This window comes from Luteococcus sp. H91, assembly GCF_038433135.1.
Classification (GTDB): Bacteria; Actinomycetota; Actinomycetes; order Propionibacteriales; family Propionibacteriaceae; genus Luteococcus.
In genome coordinates this window covers 42,142-61,550 of record NZ_JBCDMV010000030.1, presented here as the reverse complement: position 1 = coordinate 61,550, position 19,409 = coordinate 42,142, and the positions used below count along the sequence as shown (strand labels likewise).

The 19,409-nt window shown below is 67.7% G+C and carries 19 protein-coding genes; 13 read left to right on the top strand and 6 right to left on the bottom strand.

Annotated elements, in window-relative coordinates; all coding sequences use genetic code 11:
* Positions 1-28: 28 nt before the first annotated feature.
* Positions 29-856: an SDR family oxidoreductase gene (locus AAEX57_RS14290; RefSeq protein ID WP_342093017.1), complete on the top strand. Its 828-nt coding sequence runs from the start codon at positions 29-31 to the stop codon at positions 854-856.
* A 2-nt stretch (positions 857-858) separates the two neighbouring features.
* Positions 859-1,215 carry a nuclear transport factor 2 family protein gene (locus tag AAEX57_RS14285; RefSeq protein WP_342093016.1) on the top strand — a complete coding sequence of 119 codons (357 nt, stop codon included), beginning with the start codon at positions 859-861 and terminating at the stop codon, positions 1,213-1,215.
* Positions 1,216-1,240: 25 nt separating this feature from the next.
* Here AAEX57_RS14285 and AAEX57_RS14280 read toward each other — a convergent pair whose 3' ends face one another.
* On the bottom strand, positions 1,241-1,522 hold the full coding sequence (locus tag AAEX57_RS14280; protein ID WP_342093015.1) for a hypothetical protein: 282 nt from the start codon (positions 1,520-1,522) through the stop codon (positions 1,241-1,243).
* Positions 1,523-1,566: 44 nt separating this feature from the next.
* Here AAEX57_RS14280 and AAEX57_RS14275 point away from each other — a divergent pair, with 44 nt between their 5' ends.
* Positions 1,567-2,073 carry an NUDIX hydrolase gene (locus AAEX57_RS14275; protein ID WP_342093014.1) on the top strand — a complete coding sequence of 169 codons (507 nt, stop codon included), beginning with the start codon at positions 1,567-1,569 and terminating at the stop codon, positions 2,071-2,073.
* Here AAEX57_RS14275 and AAEX57_RS14270 read toward each other — a convergent pair.
* Positions 2,060-2,491 carry a GNAT family N-acetyltransferase gene (locus AAEX57_RS14270; protein ID WP_342093013.1) on the bottom strand — a complete coding sequence of 144 codons (432 nt, stop codon included), beginning with the start codon at positions 2,489-2,491 and terminating at the stop codon, positions 2,060-2,062. The two genes, AAEX57_RS14275 and AAEX57_RS14270, sit on opposite strands and share 14 nt — an antisense overlap.
* Before the next feature lie 71 nt (positions 2,492-2,562).
* Between AAEX57_RS14270 and AAEX57_RS14265 the strand changes: the two genes are divergently transcribed.
* From AAEX57_RS14265 to secA, 3 genes are read left to right on the top strand one after another with little or no spacing between them, the layout of a single operon-like run.
* Positions 2,563-3,012 carry an NUDIX hydrolase gene (locus AAEX57_RS14265; RefSeq protein WP_342093012.1) on the top strand — a complete coding sequence of 150 codons (450 nt, stop codon included), beginning with the start codon at positions 2,563-2,565 and terminating at the stop codon, positions 3,010-3,012.
* The gene (locus AAEX57_RS14260) at positions 3,005-4,219 is read left to right on the top strand and encodes a winged helix-turn-helix domain-containing protein (RefSeq protein WP_342093011.1); all 1,215 of its coding nucleotides are present in this window, start codon (positions 3,005-3,007) and stop codon (positions 4,217-4,219) included. Before AAEX57_RS14265 ends, AAEX57_RS14260 begins: the two co-directional genes overlap by 8 nt.
* Before the next feature lie 44 nt (positions 4,220-4,263).
* A complete protein-coding gene (secA, locus tag AAEX57_RS14255; protein ID WP_446721172.1) occupies positions 4,264-7,008 on the top strand; it encodes a preprotein translocase subunit SecA in 2,745 nt (914 codons plus the stop codon).
* Here the strand turns inward: secA and AAEX57_RS14250 are convergent.
* A complete protein-coding gene (locus AAEX57_RS14250; RefSeq protein WP_342093010.1) occupies positions 6,983-7,510 on the bottom strand; it encodes an Rv3235 family protein in 528 nt (175 codons plus the stop codon). The genes secA and AAEX57_RS14250 overlap by 26 nt on opposite strands.
* Before the next feature lie 98 nt (positions 7,511-7,608).
* Here AAEX57_RS14250 and AAEX57_RS14245 point away from each other — a divergent pair, with 98 nt between their 5' ends.
* Genes AAEX57_RS14245 through AAEX57_RS14235 form a run of 3 tightly spaced genes read left to right on the top strand, consistent with a single transcriptional unit; the run spans position 7,609 to position 9,153 of the window.
* The gene (locus AAEX57_RS14245; protein WP_342093009.1) at positions 7,609-8,091 is read left to right on the top strand and encodes a DUF6912 family protein; all 483 of its coding nucleotides are present in this window, start codon (positions 7,609-7,611) and stop codon (positions 8,089-8,091) included.
* A 1-nt stretch (position 8,092) separates the two neighbouring features.
* Positions 8,093-8,944 (top strand): non-homologous end joining protein Ku, encoded by an 852-nt coding sequence (ku, locus tag AAEX57_RS14240; protein WP_342093008.1) that lies wholly within the window; start codon positions 8,093-8,095, stop codon positions 8,942-8,944.
* Entirely contained in the window at positions 8,944-9,153 is a 210-nt protein-coding gene (locus tag AAEX57_RS14235) for a hypothetical protein (RefSeq protein ID WP_342093007.1), read from the top strand. Before ku ends, AAEX57_RS14235 begins: the two co-directional genes overlap by 1 nt.
* A gap of 18 nt (positions 9,154-9,171) precedes the next feature.
* Here AAEX57_RS14235 and AAEX57_RS14230 read toward each other — a convergent pair whose 3' ends face one another.
* Positions 9,172-9,648: a DUF2505 domain-containing protein gene (locus AAEX57_RS14230; RefSeq protein WP_342093006.1), complete on the bottom strand. Its 477-nt coding sequence runs from the start codon at positions 9,646-9,648 to the stop codon at positions 9,172-9,174.
* Between the two features lie 116 nt (positions 9,649-9,764).
* Between AAEX57_RS14230 and AAEX57_RS14225 the strand changes: the two genes are divergently transcribed.
* The 3 genes from AAEX57_RS14225 to trpS all read left to right on the top strand — a co-directional run bounded on the left by AAEX57_RS14225 (position 9,765) and on the right by trpS (position 16,591).
* On the top strand, positions 9,765-14,483 hold the full coding sequence (locus AAEX57_RS14225) for an NAD-glutamate dehydrogenase (RefSeq protein WP_342093005.1): 4,719 nt from the start codon (positions 9,765-9,767) through the stop codon (positions 14,481-14,483).
* 21 nt (positions 14,484-14,504) lie between these two features.
* The gene (locus AAEX57_RS14220; protein WP_342093004.1) at positions 14,505-15,356 is read left to right on the top strand and encodes a PHP domain-containing protein; all 852 of its coding nucleotides are present in this window, start codon (positions 14,505-14,507) and stop codon (positions 15,354-15,356) included.
* 110 nt (positions 15,357-15,466) lie between these two features.
* A complete protein-coding gene (gene trpS / locus AAEX57_RS14215; RefSeq protein WP_446721171.1) occupies positions 15,467-16,591 on the top strand; it encodes a tryptophan--tRNA ligase in 1,125 nt (374 codons plus the stop codon).
* 6 nt (positions 16,592-16,597) lie between these two features.
* Here trpS and AAEX57_RS14210 read toward each other — a convergent pair whose 3' ends face one another.
* On the bottom strand, positions 16,598-18,214 hold the full coding sequence (locus tag AAEX57_RS14210; protein ID WP_342093039.1) for a DEAD/DEAH box helicase: 1,617 nt from the start codon (positions 18,212-18,214) through the stop codon (positions 16,598-16,600).
* A 232-nt stretch (positions 18,215-18,446) separates the two neighbouring features.
* Here AAEX57_RS14210 and AAEX57_RS14205 point away from each other — a divergent pair, with 232 nt between their 5' ends.
* Entirely contained in the window at positions 18,447-19,148 is a 702-nt protein-coding gene (locus AAEX57_RS14205) for a ferritin-like fold-containing protein (RefSeq protein ID WP_342093003.1), read from the top strand.
* Positions 19,149-19,175: 27 nt separating this feature from the next.
* Here AAEX57_RS14205 and AAEX57_RS14200 read toward each other — a convergent pair whose 3' ends face one another.
* Entirely contained in the window at positions 19,176-19,400 is a 225-nt protein-coding gene (locus AAEX57_RS14200) for a DUF3107 domain-containing protein (protein ID WP_342093002.1), read from the bottom strand.
* Between the last annotated feature and the right edge of the window lie 9 nt (positions 19,401-19,409).

Sequence of the window (19,409 nt, the reverse complement as noted above, 5' to 3'; positions counted from 1 at the left end):
AAGGTTGAACACCCCGAGGAGTTTGGACATGACGCAGGTAGTGGTGCTGATCGGTGCCGGATCGATCGGTCAGGCGGTGACCCGACGGGTGGCCTCCGGCCGGAAGGTGCTGGTGGCTGACGTTCGTGAGGAGAATGCGCACGCGGCGGCCGATGTGCTGGCCAAGGCCGGCTTCGACGTCACCGCGGCCAGTGTCGACGTCGCCGACCGGGCCTCGGTACAAGCCCTGGCCCAGCGGGCCGCGGAGCTGGGGGAGGTCTTCCACCTGGTGCACGCGGCGGGGGTCTCCCCGTCGCAGGCCAGCCCCGAGACGATCCTGCGGGTGGACCTGTACGGCACCGCGCTGGTGCTGGAGGAGTTCGGCAGCATCATCGCACCCGGAGGCTCCGGCGTCGTGATCAGCTCCCAGTCCGGCCACCGCTTGGGCGCGCTCACCACCGAGCAGGACGCCCAGTTGGCGCTGACCCCCGTCGACGAACTGCTGGAGCTCCCGCTGGTCAAGGCCGTCACCGAGCCGCTGAATGCCTATCAGGTCAGCAAGCGCGGCAATGTGTTGCGGGTCAAGGCCCAGGCCGTGGTCTGGGGCGAACGTGGAGCCCGGATCAACTCGATCAGCCCCGGCATCATCATCACCCCGCTCGCCTACGACGAACTCAACGGGCCCCGCGGCGCCGGCTACCGCCGGATGCTGGAACTCTCCCCGGCCGGCCGGGCGGGAACCCCCGACGAGGTCGGCAATGTGGCCGCGCTACTGCTCGGACCCGACGGCGCCTTCATCAGTGGATCGGACTTCCTGATGGACGGCGGCGTCACCGCCAGCTGGTTCTACGGACCGCTCAAGCCCGAGGAGAACTGACCATGGCCGAAGTTCAGACCGCCTACCGTGAGTTGTACGAGGCGATGGTCGCCGCCGACACCACCCGGCTCGATGCCCTGCTCGACGAGAGCTTCACCTTGACCCACATGACCGGTCTCGTTCAGCCCAAACGCGACTGGCTGGCCGCGATCGCCTCGGGGCAGATGCGCTACCACGCCACCCAGGAGGCCTCGGTCAGGGTGAAGGTGTCGGGGGAACAAGCCCAGCTGGTGGGGCAGAACCACACGGACGCCACCATCTACGGCAGTCACGCGGTCTGGCCCCTGCAGCTGACCATCGACTACGCCGAACGTGGTCGTCAGTGGATTGCGCTCAACGCGGTGGCCACCACCTTTTGAGGTTCAGCGCTTGGTCACCGCGCCTTCATCGGCGTGGCTCCGGCTCGGTCTCCTCCCACCAGTCGATTGGAGGCTCTCGGCTGATGAGACTGGCGCTGATCTCCACTGGCCCGAGATTGCAGAACTTCCACAGTTCCTTGGCCGCTCGGGAGTAGTGGAAAATCACCTGATCCACCTCGAATGGGTCCAGCTCCCCGCGACGGTGGCCATCGATCGCCTCAGCCACATGGGCGACCAGTGCGCCCAACTGCTGCTCATGGTAGGTCGCGACCGCTTCGCGGGCAGCCCGCCTCTCCGCCTTTGACATGCCCCCAATGTATGGCCGGCGCCGTCAGGTGGGAAGCTCGCACCATGACGAGTGCCGCGCGAACGCGAGATTGCTCCTTCGACCAGGATGGACGGTGGTTCCGTTTCCGGGCGGCGGCCATCATCCTGCGCGACGGCTGGGTGCTGATGGCCCGAAATGACCGGGATGACTATCTGTACTCGGTGGGCGGGGGAGTGCACCACGGCGAGACCGCCGAGGATGCGGTGCGACGCGAGGTGCTGGAGGAGACGGGCGTGCCGCTGGAAGTGGACCGGCTGGCCTTCATCCACGAGAACTTCTTCACCGACTCCTCATCGCAGAGCCTGGCCGGCAAGTCCTGCCATGAGCTGACCTTCTACTATCTGATGCGCTACGACCCTCGGCTCACGGCGGTCGAGCACCAGAGCACCACGCTCGACGGAGTGTGGGAGCGGATGGAGTGGGTGCCTCTGGACGGCTTTGGGCAGGACCGGTTGGCCTACCCGACCTTCTTTGCCACCGAACTCGCTCGGAACGGCGATTGTCCCAGAGTGATCGTCACCCGCGAGTAAACCGGACGAAGGCGCACCCCGGGGTACTTGCTCCCAGCTGGGTGAAACCGAGCGATTCGTAGAAGGCCTTCTGCCCGGCTTCCTCGTCGGTGATCAGCACGTGCTGACGGACGTGGGCAAAGGGTTCGAAGACGGCCTCGACGAGCCGACGACCCAGCCCCGTGCGGCGCACACCGGGATCAACCAGTACGTCCTGCAGGTAGCAGATGGTCGCGCCATCGCCGACCACTCGGGCAAGACCAACCAACCGGTCGTCGGAGCGAGCGGTGACAACGCGCAATGAACCGCGGACCCCAGCCTCAAGTGAGGATGGATGACGGGTGTAGGCGGTCCAACCCACCGAGTCGTACAGGGCAAGCAGTTCTTCCAGTTTGGGGCAGTCGCCGCGATCGCAGACGTCAATGCTGATGTTGCTCACCTCGCCGACCATACTGGCCGCCCGAGGAGGGGACGTCAGAATTGTCAGTCCCGATCGCTAGGCTCACGACCATGCTGGAGTACACCGACTACGACACCCGACTGGCGGGTTACGCGCTGGTCCGCGACGACGCGGGGCGGGTGCTGCTCAGCCGATGGATTGGGCCGGACGGCCCGGCATGGAGCTGCCCGGGCGGCGGCATCGACTTCGGTGAGCAGATCGTCGACGGCATCACGCGCGAACTGCTGGAAGAGACTGGGTACCACGTCGAGGTCGGTCGGTTGTTGGACGTGCGGACCTTTGAGGTCGACGCGGAGGAACGTCTGGCCGGCGGGCACCGCCCGCTCCGGATCATCCAGGTCTTCCACGAGGCCCGGACTGTCGGCGGGGAGCTGACCTTCGAGACCGACGGCAGTAGCGACATGGCCGGGTGGTTCACCCCGGAACAGATCGCCAGCCTGCCCCACGTCAGCACCGTGGACCACCTGCTGGGCCTGGTGCACCGGATCACCCATGCGTGAACTCAGCCTCTCGCAGGCCCGACGCATTGCCCTGGCGGCGCAGGGTTTCGGCCGGCCCCGCCCGGAGCGCACCATCACCATGCGCGACGTCCAGCGCCAGATCGACCAGCTGGCGCAGTTCCAGATCGATTCGATCAACGTCCTGACCCGCGCACACCTGATGCCGTTCTACAGCCGGCTCGGCCCTTACGACCCTGCCCTGCTCAGCAGGGCCAGTGGCACCGCCCCACGTCGGCTCTTCGAGTACTGGGGGCACGCCGCCAGCCTGATCGACGTCACACTGCAACCCGCCCTGCGCTTCCGGATGGAGCAGGCCAGGGGAGAGGCCTGGGGCGGGATCGTCCGGGTGCAGGACGAGCACCCCGAGCTGGTGACCCACGTCCGCGACGAGGTCCGCACCCGGGGCCCGATCACCGCCCGGCAGATCGAACACGACGAGGAACGCGACCGCTCCGGCTGGGGCTGGAACTGGTCGGCGGTCAAGACGGCACTGGAGTGGCTGTTCTGGTGCGGCGAGATCACCGCCGCCAACCGCAACCCCGCCTTCGAACGTCGCTATGACCTGCCCGAACGGGTGCTGCCCGCGGCGGTGATCCAGACACCCCCCCCAAGCATCGACGACAGCCACGTCATCCTGGTGCGGCGGGCCGCCCGGGCCCTCGGCGTCGCCAGCGAGACCTGCCTGGCCGACTACTTCCGGCTCAACCGGGCCCGCACCCGCGGCGCGATTGCCCGGCTGGAGGCTGCCGGAGAGCTGGAAGAGGTCAGCGTCGCGGGCTGGAAGGCCCGCACCTGGCTGTGGACCGGCGACGGCCAACCGCGAACTCCCCGCAGCATCCCCGCCCGGGCCCTGATCAGCCCCTTCGACTCGCTGATCTTCGAGCGCAACCGCGCCCTGGCCCTGTTCGGTCTGGACTACAAGATCGAGATCTACGTGCCGGAAGCCAAGCGCCGCTACGGCTACTACGTCTACCCCTTCCTGCTGGGGGAGGGCTTCGCTGCGCGGGTGGACCTCAAGGCCGATCGGGCGGCGGGCGTGTTGCGGGTCAAGGCCGCCTGGCTGGAACCCGGGACCGGCCTGGCGCCCGAACTCGTCGCCGGCGAACTCCTGGCCGAATTGCGCAGCCTGGCCGGATGGTTGGGTCTGGCAAGCATTGACGTCGAGCCGCGGGGCGACCTGGCACCGTTGATTCCGGTCACCCCCTAGGATGGGTTGAGTCTGACACCATCTCGGCAAAAGGAATCGACCACATGGGCTTCATGGACAAGCTGCTCTCCGTCGGCGAAGGCCGCACGCTGAAGAAGCTGCAGAAAGTGGCCGAGCAGGTCAACAGCATCGAGGACGACTACGTCGCCATGAGCGACGACGAACTGCGAGCCCAGACCGAGCAGTTCAAGCAGCGCCACGCCGACGGCGAGAGCCTGGACGACCTCATGCCCGAGGCCTTCGCCACGGTCCGCGAGGCCTGCAAGCGCGTGCTGGGCAAGCGCCCCTATGACGTGCAGATCATGGGCGGTGCCGCCCTGCACCTGTGCAACATCGCCGAGATGAAGACCGGTGAGGGCAAGACCATCGTCGCCCTGATGCCCGCCTACCTCAATGCCATCACCGGCAAGGGCGTGCACGTGGTCACGGTCAACGACTACCTGGCCCGCTACCAGAGCGAGCAGATGGGCCGTGTGCACCACTTCCTGGGTCTCGAGGTGGGCGTGATCCTGTCCAACATGGATCCGGTGGAGCGCCGCGCCGCCTACAACGCGGACATCACCTACGGCACCAACAACGAGTTCGGTTTCGACTACCTGCGCGACAACATGGCGCTCAGCATCGACGAGTGCGTGCAGCGCGGCCATTACTTCGCCATCGTCGACGAGGTGGACTCCATCCTGGTGGACGAGGCCCGAACCCCGCTGATCATCTCCGGCCCCGCCGAGGACGACCACTCCTGGTACCCGGAATTCGCCAAGCTGGCCGCCCGGCTGGAGCGCGACGTCGACTACGAGGTGGACGAGAAGAAGAAGACCATCTCGGTCACCGGCAGCGGCATCGAGGCCGTGGAGGACCGGTTGGGCATCACCAACCTGTACGAGAGCGCCAACACCCCGCTGATCGGCTACCTGAACAACGCCATCAAGGCCAAGGAGCTGTTCAAGCGGGACAAGGATTACGTCGTGATGGACGGCGAGGTGCTGATCGTCGACGAGCACACCGGCCGCACCCTGATCGGCCGGCGCTACAACGAGGGTCTGCACCAGGCGCTGGAGGCCAAGGAATCGGTCGAGATCAAGGACGAGTACCAGACCCTGGCCACCATCACCCTGCAGAACTTCTTCCGGATGTACACCAAGCTCTCCGGCATGACCGGCACGGCCAAGACCGAGGAGAGCGAGTTCCAGAAGATCTACGGCCTGGGCGTGGTGGTGATCCCCACCAACAAGCCGATGCAGCGCATCGACCAGAAGGACCTGATCTACCGCACGGAGCAGGCCAAGTTCGAGGCAGTCGTCGCCGACGTCAAGGAACGCCACGCCAACGGCCAGCCGGTGCTGATCGGCACCGCCAGCGTGCACAAGAGCGAGATCATCTCCCAGATGCTGAAGCAGGCCGGGGTGCCGCACGAGGTGCTCAACGCCAAGCAGCACGAGCGGGAGGCGGGCATCGTCGCGATGGCCGGCCGCAAGGGGGCCGTCACCGTGGCCACCAACATGGCCGGCCGTGGCACCGACATCATGCTCGGTGGCAATGCCGAGTTCCTGGCCGACCAGGTGCTGCGCACCAAGGGCCTGGATCCGGTGGAGACCCCCGAGGAGTACGAGGCGGCCTGGCCCGAGACCTTGGCGGACATCGAGCAGCAGGTGGCAGCGGAGCACGAGGAGGTCGCCGAGGCCGGCGGCCTGTATGTCGTCGCCTCCGAGCGGCACGAGTCCCGACGGATCGACAATCAGCTGCGTGGCCGTTCCGGCCGTCAGGGTGACCCGGGCGAGAGCCGTTTCTACCTGAGCCTGGGTGACGACCTGATGCGGCTGTTCAAGGCCGACGTCGTCGAGCGCGCCATGATCACCCTCAAGGTGCCGGACGACCAGCCGATCGAGCACAAGTGGATCAGCAACTCCATCGAGAGCGCCCAGAAGCAGGTGGAGGCGCAGAACTTCGAGATCCGCAAGAACGTCCTCAAGTATGACGACGTGATGAACCGCCAGCGCCACGCCATCTACGCCGACCGGCGCAAGGTCCTGGAGGGCACCGACGTCGAGGAGCAGCTGCGCGGCACCGTGAAGCGCGTGGTGGAAGCCGGCGTCCGGGCCCGCACCGAGGGCTTCCACGAGGAGTGGGATCTGGAGGGCCTGTGGAATGACATGCGCACCCTCTACCCGGTGGGCATCATCGAGGAGGAATTCCACGGCGAGCAGGACGTGCAGGCTATCGTCGACGCCTTCATCGAGGACGCGATGGGCGCCTACGACGAGCGCGAGGAGGAACTCGGCGAACAGAACATGCGCGAGCTGGAGCGCCAGGTGCTCCTGACCGTGCTGGATCGCAAGTGGCGCGAACACCTCTACGAAATGGACTACCTGCGCGAGGGCATCGGCCTGCGGGCCATGGCACAGCGTGACCCGCTGGTGGAATACCAGCGCGAGGGTGGCGTGATGTTCAACGCCATGATGGAGGCCTTCATGGAGGAGGTCGTCGGCTTCCTGTTCAACTTGGAGGTGCAGGTCAACCAGGAGCCGCAGGTGGGCCTGATGACCGGCGAGGATGGCCAGGCCGTCGACGTCGACTCCCTGCTGGGCCAGCAGAAGGCCCCGCAGATCGAGGCCAAGGGGCTGGCGCCGCGACGCGCCCAGCAGCTCACCTACACGGCTCCCGACGAGCAGGGTGAGGCCGAGGCGCACACCGACGGCCCGGCCGAGGATCCCTACGCGGGGGTGGGGCGCAATGCCCAGTGCCCCTGTGGCTCCGGCAAGAAGTTCAAGCACTGCCACGGCAAGAGCTGAGCCGTGAGCCCGCGGCCGGTGGCACCATCACCTCGAAGACGGTGACGTGCCACCGGCCGTAGCGTTGCTCCAGTCGCAGCAGCACCGGGAAGGCACGCTGCGCGTCATGCAGCAGCGCGGTGCCCTCCACCACGGTGGCTGCCACCCGGCAGGCGCGCACCGTGAGGATCCGGGTGGCCAGCCAGTCCCGCTGCCGGGACCAGGCCACCAGCAGCAGGTGGCACGGTTCGTCCATCCACATCGCCAGCTGGGCGGGGGAGCGGCGGCGCTGCAGCACCTCCAGCAGACTGCGACTGATCGAGGCCACCAGGCGATTCGCCTCGGCCTGGCCGTCGTCCTTGGCCGGATCGGAGTCGGCGGGTGAGCAGCGCAGCAGCGGATCGCGCTCCAGGGCGGTGGGCAACGGCGCCTGCGCCAGCCGCGGCAGGTCGCCGTGCGGGAGCGGCGGGACCATCAGCCAGATCTTCTGGCCCTGCAGGGTCAACTGGGTGGGACGATTCATGTCCACCAGCCTTGGCGCCCCCCGTGCGGCTTGCCAAGGCCCGTCGCAGAATCTGTGGATAACTCCCCGATCCGGTGGGACGGTCTACTGTGGTGGCCATGAGTGGTGTCCTCGTCTTCGTCCCCTGCACGGCCGATCAGGCCGCCATCCTGTGGCGCGATGGCTCGCTGCCGGGCTGTCAGGCCTTCAGCGTCACCCCCCAGTTGCAGCAGACCCTGGGTTATGGCCCCGCCGATGCCGAGGATGCGGAATATGCCTGCTTGGTGCTGGCGTCGGTGCACGGCCTGGCCAGTCATGGGAGCCGGCTGGTGCTGGTGGCCGAGGTGGCGCCCGCCACCGTCAAGCCCGGCGCCGAGACCGACAATGGTGGGGTGCGTCTGACCGGGCTGGCCCGCAACTCGGTGCGCAGCTTCTTCACCGACCAGGATCCGCAACCGCTGCTGGCTCCGGCCCTGGCGGCGGTGACCGGCCTCTCACTGGACGAGGCCTGGGAGCGCGACGAGGTGCAGGCACTGATCCGCGACGCCGACCTGCTGTGGCACTCGGTGGAAGAACTGGCCGTTCTCGGCAAGGATGTGTGACATGCCTCGTTCACTCTGGAAGGGCGCGATCTCCTTCGGCCTGATCACCATCCCCGTCAAGCTGTACGGCGCCACCGAGGAGAAGGACATCTCCTTCAAGCAGGTGCATCCGGCCGACGGCGGCAAGATCAAGTACAAGCGGGTCTGCGAGAAGTGCGGCGCCGAGGTGCCCTATGCCGAGATCGGCAAGGGCTACGAGGCGCCCGACGGCCGGATGGCGGTGCTGACCAAGGAAGACCTGGAATCCCTGCCGCTCACGTCGGCCAAGACCGTCGACGTGGTGCAGTTCGTCACCGACGAGCAGATCGACCCCACCTACTTCGAGAAGAGCTATGTGCTGGAGGCCGAGGGTCCCGGTGCCAAGCCCTATGTGCTGCTGCGCGACGCGCTGGCCAAGACCGGCAAGAGTGCCGTGGTGAAGGTGGCGCTGCGCAGCCGTGAGTCGCTGGCCCTCATCCGCCCGCAGGGGGACGTGCTGGTGATGCACTCCATGCTGTGGCCCGACGAGGTGCGCGACTCATCCTTTGCCGCGCCCAGCGACGAGATCAAGGCCTCCGAGGCGGAGGTGGCGATGGCGGAGATGTTCATCACCCAGATGGAGGGTGAGTTCAACCCGGCCGACTACACCGACTCCTACCGGGAGGCCCTGGAGCAGGTGGTGCAGGCCAAGCTCTCCGGCGTCGCGGTGGAGGAGAAGGCCGAGGCTCCCACCAGCGGTGGCGGCGAGGTGGTTGACCTGGTGGCCGCGCTGAAGGCGTCGGTGGAGGCAGCCAAGGCGAAGCGCGCGGCGGCCGCCGACAAGGCCGCGGAGCCCACGACAGCAGACGACGACGAGAAGAAGGCGGCCAGCTGATGGTGTCCCGAATGCACTTCGACGACGAGGACGAGGCGATCAAGGCCGCGGAAGCGATCGACGCCGCCGGTCACGAGGTTGCCCTGATCAAGGAGCGTTTCGCCGGGGAGGACGACGACGAGGCCGTTGACTACGTCGTCGCCACTCCCGCGGATCCCGATGCCCTGCGCCCGCTGGTGGGCGAGGACACCTTCATCGAGACGGACTGACGCCCCTCCCGGGCAAGGTCAGCGGTGGGAGATCAGCCATTCGTCGCCGACCTCCTGCTGAGCGTCGATCGCGTCCTTGACGTAGGGCGCGGCCTGCTGCTCGATCTTCTTGCCCATCAGGGGGATGCTCACCTTGAGCTCGCCCTGGTAGTCGACGATCGTTCCCTTGCCACCCGGGTAGAGCCTGGCGGTTCCGTCCATCTTCACCGGCATGCCGGGAACCTCGATGGTCAGGCTGCCCTCGCGGGAGTCATCCGCCGCGGGATCGCCCCAGGTCACCACCTGGTTGAGCTTCAGCGCGCTGCCGACGAAGCGAGCCATCTCGCCGGGCGCGGGCAGGGTCATCTCCACCCGGGTGGTCTGCCCGGCAATGTCGATCGAGTGGCTGGTGGCCTCCGAGCGGCTCACCAACTGCTCGAGCCAGCCCTTGTCGGTCAGCATCAGGTAGGTGGTCTTGGGGTCGGCCTCGAAGTCGAGGCGGGAAGAGATCTCCATGCCCTCATTCTTACCGGCTGCGACGCCCCGCTGTCTGGCTCTTCGCCCACGGCGCAGCGTTGGGTAGGGTCATGGGTGGACGGCAACGCGGCCGCTGACCCGATGGGAGTTTGCGAATGATCTTCGCTGGCCAACAGCGCACCGGAATCCTCGACGACCTCACCGCGCGCCTGCAGGACAAGCTGACGGGGATGCCCTCGCAGCGCCTCCGGCAGATGCTGGAACAATGGCTCTCGCACGTTCGTGACGAAGACCTGACTGCCCTGGACTCCCAGGTCTTGGCCGACCTGATGCAGGGCCACCTGGAACTGGGCATGACGCGTCGGACCGGGGAGGATCTGGTGCAGGTCACCGCGCCGCGTCGCCCCGGGGCACCCACGCTGATCCAGGTGGTGGCCACCGACCGGCCCTTCATCGTGGACACCGTCGCCATGGCCCTCACCTCGTCGGGCTGGAGCGTGGTGGAACTCTTCCATCCGCAGTTCCGGGTGGTGCGCGACGACAAGGGGCGTCTGCTGCGCGCCGACCTGACCGAGGACGAGCACACCACCGATGAGTCCTGGGTGGGGGTGTTGGCCACCCCGCCGCTGGGCGGTTCGATGGACGCATTGGTGCCGGCCCTCGAGCAGCGGCTGCGGGTCGGTCTGCGGGATCTGGGCCGTGCGGTGGAGGACTTCGAACCGATGCGTGACACCATGCGGCGGATCGCGGACGAATTGCCCTCCCGCCCCGGGCCGGCCACCGAACAGCAGCGCAATGCCGCTGCGGAGTTGCTGCGCTACCTGGCCGACGAGCGTTTCACCTTCCTGGGCTACCGCGAGTACGACTATCGCGATGGCACGGCGGTGCCGATCCCTGGCACCGGACTGGGAATCCAGCGGGGAAATGAGGAACCCGACGAGTTCAACGCGATGCCCACCTATGATCCGGTGCTGCTGCTGGCGATCACCAAGGACTCCCGGCATGCCACGGTGCATCGCAATGTGCTGATGGACTACCTGGCCATCCGGCGTTTCGACGAGGACGGCAGGCCGGTGGGGGAGCAGCGCTTTTTGGGCTTGCTCGGGCAGCGCGCCTTCACCGAGAGTGTGCGCACCATCCCGGTGCTGCGGGACAAGGCGCAGCAGATCATCACCGACTTCGCCTACGACGAGGACAGCCACGGCGCCCGCACGGTCTGGTCGGTGATGGACGCCTTCCCGCGCGAGGAGCTCTTCCATGCCACCGTCGAAGAGCTCAAGCCCGTGGTCTTCGACGTCAGCCAGCTGAAGGAACGTCGACAGGTGCGGCTCTTCGTCCGCAAGAGCCGTTGGCCCGGCCGGATGAGCGCGCTGGTCTACTTCCCCCGCGACCGCTACAACACCGACGTCCGGGAGGCGATGCAGAAGATCCTCCTGAAGGCGACGGGCGCCACCGGGATCGACTACCAGGCGCAGGTGACCCAGTCGGTGTTGGCCCGGCTCTACTTCACATTGGACCTGCCTGCCGATTCCGACGTCGAGTTGGACGTGCCCGCCGTCGAGGCCCAGCTGACCGAGGCCACCCATCACTGGGACGATGACTTCATCGACTTGGCCTCGTCGATGCCCTCGGAGGAACGCGGTGTGCAGTTCCCCGAGACCTACAAGCAGCTGTACACGGCGCGCCAGGGCGTCGCCGACCTGAAGGCGCTCAACCAGGTGACCGGCGAGGACGGGATGCAGTTCGCGGTCTACGCGCCGGATGCCCCGGAGGACCAGTCCGACCTGCGGCTGAAGGTGATGCGCGTCGGGCAGACGATGCAGTTGCAGGACGTGATGCCGCACCTGACCAGCCTGGGCGTGCGGGTGCTGGACGAGCACCCCTTCGAGGTCACCCTGCGCGGAAGCCAGGCGATGATCTACGACTTTGGGCTGGATCTGGCCGGGGGCCGGGACGGTTGGGACGAGACGGCCCGACGCCGCTTCACCGACGCCTTCCACGCCTCCTGGCGCGGCGCCACCGAGGTGGACGCGCTGAACGCGCTGGTCACCGAGGCCGGGATGACCTGGCGGCAGGTGATGGTGCTGCGCGCCATCGGCCGCTACCTGCAGCAGCTGGGGACCCCCTTCAGCCAGACCTACATCGCACAGACGTTGCGGGCCAACCTGGCGGTGGCCAAGCACCTGGTGGGGCTCTTCGAGACCCGCTTCGATCCGGATCTGGGGGGTGACCGGGAACAGGCCATCGCGCTGCGCCTGACCGAGCTGGACGCCGAACTGGACGAGGTGGCCTCCTTGGACCAGGACCGGATCCTGCGCTACTTCCTGGAGGTGATCCAGGCGAGCGTGCGGACCAACTTCTTTGCCGCCGACGCGCCGGCCTTCGCGATCAAGGTGTTGCCCGGCCAGCTGTCGCTGGCGCCGCAGCCCCGCCCGGCCTTCGAGATCTACGTCCATTCACCGCGGGTGGAGGGCGTCCACCTGCGCTTCGGCGCCGTCGCGCGCGGCGGCCTGCGCTGGTCCGACCGGCCGGAGGACTTCCGCACGGAGGTGCTCGGCCTGGTCAAGGCGCAGATGGTGAAGAACACGGTGATCGTCCCGGTGGGTGCCAAGGGTGGCTTCTTCGCCCGGAAGCTGCCCAACCCGGCCGTCGACCGGGCCGCCTGGCTGGAGGAGGGCAAGGCCTGCTACCGGCTGTTCATCGGCAGCCTGCTCAGCCTGACCGACAACATCGTCGACGGCGAGGTGCGGCCGCCCGCCCGCGTGGTGCGCCACGACGCCGACGACCCCTACCTCGTCGTGGCGGCGGACAAGGGCACCGCCAGCTTCTCGGACATCGCCAACCAGATCTCCGTGGAGCGCGCCTTCTGGATGGGCGACGGCTTCGCCTCGGGCGGTTCAGTGGGCTACGACCACAAGGCGATGGGCATCACCGCCCGCGGCGCCTGGGAATCGGTCAAGCACCACTTCCGTGAACTGGGCATCGACTGCCAGAACGAGGACTTCACCTGCGTCGGGATCGGTGACATGGCCGGCGACGTCTTCGGCAACGGGATGATGCTGTCCCGGCACACCCGCCTGGTGGCCGCCTTCAACCACCTGCACATCTTCCTGGATCCGACGCCCGACGCGGAACGCAGCTTCGAGGAGCGGGTGCGGCTGTTCAACCTGCCGCGCTCCAGTTGGGCAGACTACGACGCGGAGCTGATCAGCGAGGGCGGCGGCGTCTTCTCCCGACAGGCCAAGTCGATACCGATCTCCACGCAGGCGCGCGAGGCGTTGGGGCTGGACGACGGCGTCGAGCACTTGACCCCCACCCAGTTGATCCGCGCCATCCTGGCCGCGCCGGTGGACCTGCTGTGGAATGGCGGCATCGGCACCTATGTCAAGGCCGCTTCCGAGACCCATCAGGACGTTGGTGACAAGGCCAATGATGCGGTTCGGCGCAATGGCTCCGAGATCCGCGCCCGGGTGGCCGGCGAGGGCGGCAACCTGGGCTGGACCCAACTCGGCCGGATCGAATACGCCCGCACGGGTGGACGGATCAACACCGACTTCATTGACAACTCGGCCGGGGTGGACACCTCCGACCATGAGGTGAACATCAAGATCCTGCTGGACGGTGAGGTCCGGGCCGGCCGGCTGGAGAAGGAGGAGCGCGATGCGCTGCTTCCCCAGATGACCGACGACGTTGCGGCCCTGGTGCTCAGCCACAACGTGGACCAGAACCTGGCGTTGGCCAATGCCCGTTTCCAGGCCCCGTCGCTGGCTGGCGTGCACGAGGACTGGATGACGGAGCTGGAACAGGCCGGCTACCTTGACCGCACGGTGGAGAACATGCCCTCGACGGCGGTGATGAAGCAGCGGATCGGGGAGGGCTCCGGCCTGACCAGCCCGGAGCTCGCCACCCTGTTGGCCTGGAGCAAGATCTGGCTCTCGGACAAGATCCTGGCCTCCGACCTGCCCGATGATCCCTTCGTCGCGGATCGGCTGGTGCAGTACTTCCCGCCGCTGCTGCGGGAACGCTACCGGGAGCGGATGCCCGAACACCGGCTGCACCGCGAGATCATCGCCACCGTCGCGGTGAACCGCTTCGTCAACTCCCAGGGCATGACCGCCTGCCACCGGCTGGCCAGCGAGACCGGGGCGGAGCCGGCGCAGGTGGTCCGTGCCCAGCTGGCCGCCCGCAGTATCTTCGACGCGGGCCGGGTGGAGGTCAACACCCGTCGGGCCGCGCTGGATGCCGAGTTGCAGACCCGGCTACGCCTGCGGCTGCGGATGCTGGTGGAGTACGGAGCCCGCTGGCTGCTGCACCACTTTGCGGAGGGGATCGACATCCAGGCGGTGATCGACCGCTTCCGCGACGGGGTGCGGGGCCTGTTCCGGGTGTTGCCGGAGCTGCTGGCCAGCAAGGCCCGCGCCAGCTACGACGAGCAACTGGCCCAGGTGCTCCAGGCGGGAGTCGACGAGGACCTGGCGGCCGTGGCCGTCGGGGCCGGCTGGGCGCACCTGCTGCTGCCCTGCGTGGAGATCGCCCAGGATCAGCAGCGGGACGCCGCTGAGGTGGCCACGCTCTTCTTCGAGACCTCCGAGCGGCTCGGCCTGGACCGCATGCTGGAACGGATCGAGGGCCTGCCCCGCACCAACAGGTGGGACACGATGGCCCGCTCCGCGCTGCGCGACGACCTGTTGGCGGTGCAGAGCCAGTTGGTGGCCCAGATCGCCCCGCACGGGGATCTGGACGCCTGGTGGGCCACCACACCCGCTGTCGAACAGCGCAGTCAGATGCTGAACGAGATCCTGGACAGCGAGCCGGACCTGGCCCGGATGTCGGTTGGTCTCAGAACGGTGCGCTCGCTCATGACGAACGCGTGACGAGTCGGGCATGATAGGACCATGCGGATCGATCTCCACACTCACTCGGTAGTCTCTGACGGCACCGACACGCCCACCCGACTGGTACTCAAGGCGATGGAGGTGGGGCTGGACGTCATCGCGCTCACCGACCATGACACCTTCGACGGCATTCCCGAAGCCATTGAGGCCGGCAAGCGGATCGGCGTGAAGGTGCTGTGCGGCATTGAGATGTCCACCCAGGTGGATGGCCGCTCGGTGCACCTGCTCGGTTACGGCTGCGACCCCTTCCACCGGCCCCTGGTGCAGGAGCTGGCCAAGATCCGGGTGGCGCGCACAGGTCGGCTGAAGGCCTTCGCCGAACGGATGACCGAGCTGGGCATGCCGCTGACGGTCGACGACATCATCACTGCCGCTGGTGCCTCCCCATCCATCGGCCGCCCGCACGTCGCCGATGCGCTGGTGGCCAAGGGCTACGTCAAGGATCGCGACGACGCCTTCGACCAGTGGCTGCGCGACGACAAGCCCGGCTACGTGCCGCGCTACGCCTGCGAGCTGGGTGCCGCGATCGACCTGATCCACGACGCGCACGGCATCGCGATCCTGGCGCACCCGTGGGGCCGCGGCAACGAGCAGGTGCTGACCGCGCCGCTCATCGAGAGCCTGGTCAACGAGCACGGTCTGGAGGGGATCGAGGTCAACCACCCCGACCACGACGAGCGCGCGCGTGAACTGCTCTTCGCCCTGGGTGGTCGGCTGGGCCTGATCCGCACCGGCAGCTCCGACTACCACGGTCTGGGCAAGCGCAACAACCCGCTGGGCTGCGAGAACACCCGCGACACCGCTTACCGCGAGATCCTGCGTCGGATCCGGTTGCGCGGCGGCATCGTCTGAGCCAGCATCCCGAGCATCGACCCGCGGCGTCGCCCCCCAGTGGGCGGCGCCGCGTTCGTCGTGCAGGAAAGGTAAGCTCGCCTGCTGTGGGTGAGCGAGGAGAGGACATCATGAGCCAGGACAAGGTCGGCATGCAGTCACAGGCCGAAGAGGTGCTCAGCGAGGAGATCAGCGACGCGTCGCTGAACCGATCGCTGGAGCGCAGCCGCCAGATCGAGGCCGACATTGCGGTCAATCCGGGCAAGTACCGGATCCTTACCGGAGATCGGCCCACCGGCAAGCTGCACATCGGCCACTACTTCGGCTCGCTGGCCAACCGCGTGCGGCTTCAGAACCTGGGTGTCGAGACCATGCTCGTCGTGGCCGACTACCAGGTGATCTACGACCGCGATGGCGTCGGCACCCTGCAGGACAATGTGCTCAACGGCATGGCCGACTACCTGGCCTGCGGGATGGATCCGGAGCGCTCCACCATCTTCACCCACTCGTCGGTGACCGCGCTCAACCAGCTGCTGCTGCCCTTCCTGAGCGTGGTCACGGTGCCCGAGCTGCACCGCAATCCCACGGTCAAGGACGAGATGGCCAACAATCCCAACCGGCCGATGAGCGGGCTGATGCTCACCTTCCCGGTGCACCAGGCCGCCGACATCCTGTTCTGCAAGGCCAACCTGGTGCCCGTCGGCAAGGACCAGCTGCCGCACATCGAGATCACCAGGGTGATCGCCCGTCGTTTCGACGAGCGTTACGGCCGCGTCGACGCCGAGAGCCCCGTCTTCCCGCAGCCCGATGCCCTGATGAGCCCCGCCCCGGCGATCCTGGGCCTGGACGGCACCAAGATGAGCAAGTCCAAGGGAAACACCATCGAGATCGGGATGACCGCTGACGAGACGGCCAAGCTGATCAAGCGCGCCAAGACCGACTCCGAGCGGCACATCAGCTACGACCCGGCCACCCGGCCCGAGGTCAGCAACCTGGTGCTGCTGGCTGCGCTGGCCACCGGGGGCGACCCGGTGCGGATCGCCGACGAGCTGGGCGATGCCGGCGGCGGCGGCCTGAAGAAGCTGGTCACCGAGGCGATCAACGAGCACTTCGCGCCGATCCGGGCCAAGCGGGCCGAGCTGGCCGCCAACCCGGACCACCTGCGCGCCGTGCTGCGCGCCGGCAATGAGAAGGCAAATGCGATCGCGGAGCAGACCCTGGATGAGGTCCGCTCCGCGATGCAGATGAAGTACTGACCGGGGTCAGGCCTCGGGGGAGTCGCCGGCCGACGGGGCGTCGGTACCCTCCGGCTTGGCGCCGCCGCGGCCGCGGCTGCGGCGACGACGACGGGGCTTCTTCTCGCCGTCGGCCGGGGCTTCGGCCTGCGGGGCTTCGGCCTGGGCGGCCTCGGCGGTGGCCTGCTCGGTGCCGGCCTCGACGGGCTCGCCATTCTTCAACCGGCGACGGCTGCGCTTGGGGCGCTCCTTGCGCTCCTCACGAGGACGTTCGGTGCCCTCGTCGTCGCTGGCCGTGTCACGTCCCCGCCCACGGCCGGCGTCGCGCCCACCGCGTCCGCGGCCACCATCACGGCCGCCGCGATCGTCGTCGCGCTTGGGACGATCCTTCGGCACGGCACCGGCCAACTTGCCCTTGGTGCCCTCGGGAATGTCCAGATCGGTGTACAGGTGCGGGCTGGTGGAGTAGGTCTCCACCGGATCGTCGAAGTCCAGCTCGAGGGCCTTGTTGATGGTCTTCCAGCGCACGATGTCGGCCCAGTCCACCAGGGTGATCGCGATGCCCTTGTTCCCGGCGCGGCCGGTGCGGCCGATCCGGTGCACATAGGTCTTGGCATCTTCCGGGCACTCGTGGTTGATCACGTGGCTGACGCCGGTGACGTCGATGCCGCGGGCGGCGACGTCGGTGGCCACCAGCACCTTCACCTCACCGGCGCGGAAGCGCTTGAGCGCCTTCTCCCGCATCGCCTGGTTCAGGTCGCCGTGGATGCTGGCGGCGTTGAAGCCGCGATCCTCCAGGTCGTCGGAGAGGCGCTGGGCGGCGCGCTTGGTCTTGCAGAAGACCATCACCTTGTCGACGTCATTGCTCTGCAGCACCCGGGCGATGATCTCCGGCTTGTCCAGGTTGTGCGACTGGTAGACGAACTGGGTGGTGTCCGGCACGGTGGCCTGGGCGTCGTGGCCCTCGGCGCGGACATTGATCGGCTGGTGCATGTGTGCGCGGGCCAGGCCGACAATGGCCGACGGCATGGTGGCGGAGAACATCAGCATCTGCCGGTCGGCCGGGGCCTTGCCGATCAGGGTCTCGACGTCGGGCAGGAAGCCCAGATCCAGCATCTCGTCGGCCTCGTCCAGCACCAGCATCCGCAGCCAGGACAGGTCCAGCGTGCCCCGGTCGGAGAGGTCCTTCAGGCGGCCGGGGGTGCCGACGACCACGTCGACGCCCTTCTCCAGCGCCTCCAGCTGCGCGTCATAGCCGACTCCGCCATAGACGGTCAGCACCCGCACCTTGCGTACGGTGGAGGCCACCTGCAGGTCCTTGGAGACCTGCAGCGCCAGCTCACGGGTGGGGCACATCACCAGCGCCTGCGGCTTGCCCGGGGGCATCGCCAGCTCTTCATAGCCCTCGTCGCCCTCCAGCAGACAGCGCTGCAGGATGGAGATGCCGAAGGCCAGCGTCTTGCCGGTGCCGGTACGAGCCTGACCCATCAGGTCGGTGCCCATGATGGCAATCGGGATGGCCAGCGTCTGGATGGGGAAGGGGTGGGTGATGCCCTGGGTCTCCAGCGCCTGCTGCACCTCGGGCAGCACGCCCAGATCGTCCCAGGTGGTCTGCACATCAGGCTTGGGCAGGTCGGAGTGCACGTCGTCGCCGACGAGGGCGTCGACGCGCTCGGCGTCGACATTCAGGTTCTCGGTCACAGCTCAGGTCTCTTTCGATCCACCGATCGTCAGACCGGCGCGTTTGCTGCAGGTGGCCACATCCGCGTGTGCGGGGCTCGACCTGCGGTTGCACGGGAACGTGCAACACAGCAAGGCTACCGGTTCGCGGTGATCCCCGTCGTGCAAGGCACGCTGGGCGACTAACCTGTGCCTCGTGATCGCGAACAAGATGGCAGCAGAGCATCAGCCACCGGGCAACCAGGCAAGTATCCGCACCGCGGAGGTGGAGCTCCTGGGGCTGGTTGCCTACGGCTCCCTGGCCGCCTTCGAACGCACCGCGTCGGCGGCCACCGAGGCGCCGAGCATCAAGGACAAGCTGGTGCTGGCGCGGATCGCGGCCCAGCGGTTCAGCCATCTGGGCCGGCTGGAACGCGAACTGCAGACCCGGGGCAGTCACCTCCAGGGCGCCATGCAGCGCTTCATGACGCCGGTGGACGCCTTCAACGGGCACACCGAACCCAAGACCTGGGCGGAATCCCTGGTGAAGCTGTGCATCATCGGCGGGTTGGTGCGTGACTTCGCCGACGGGGTGGGCGGCAACCTGTCCGCCGAACTGCGCGAGATCCTCACCGGCTCCATCGACGACGCCGAGTTGGCGTCGGAGCCCGGCCGGATGCTGGCCGAGGCGATCACCGCGGACCCGGACCAGCGGGGTCGGCTGGCCCTGTTCGGCCGTCGGCTGCTGGCCGAGGCGCTCAGCCAGGCCCAGCGAGTCGCCGCCCGCGAGGGCGAGCTGACCACGATGCTCACCGGGCTGGGAGAAGGACAGGGCGACGACCTGGCGGCGATCAGCGCTCTGATGTCCCGCCTGGCCGCCGCCCATGGCGAACGGATGGAGCTGCTGGGGCTGACCTGACCAGCCCCCGGCTTTCGGCCTGCCGTCTCAGAGGTTGCCGAAGCCGACCGGACGGCTGTGTTCCTGACCCAGATCGACGTAGCCGATCTGGGCGGCCGGCACCAGAACCTTGCGGCCCTTCGCGTCGGTGAGGGTGAGCAGGCCACCCTCGGTGAGGGCGGTGCGCAGCGCCTGTTCGACCTGATCGGCCGAGGCCTCGGTCTCGATGCTGACCTCGCGCGGGATGTTGTTGACACCAATCTTGATTTCCACGGCCCCAAC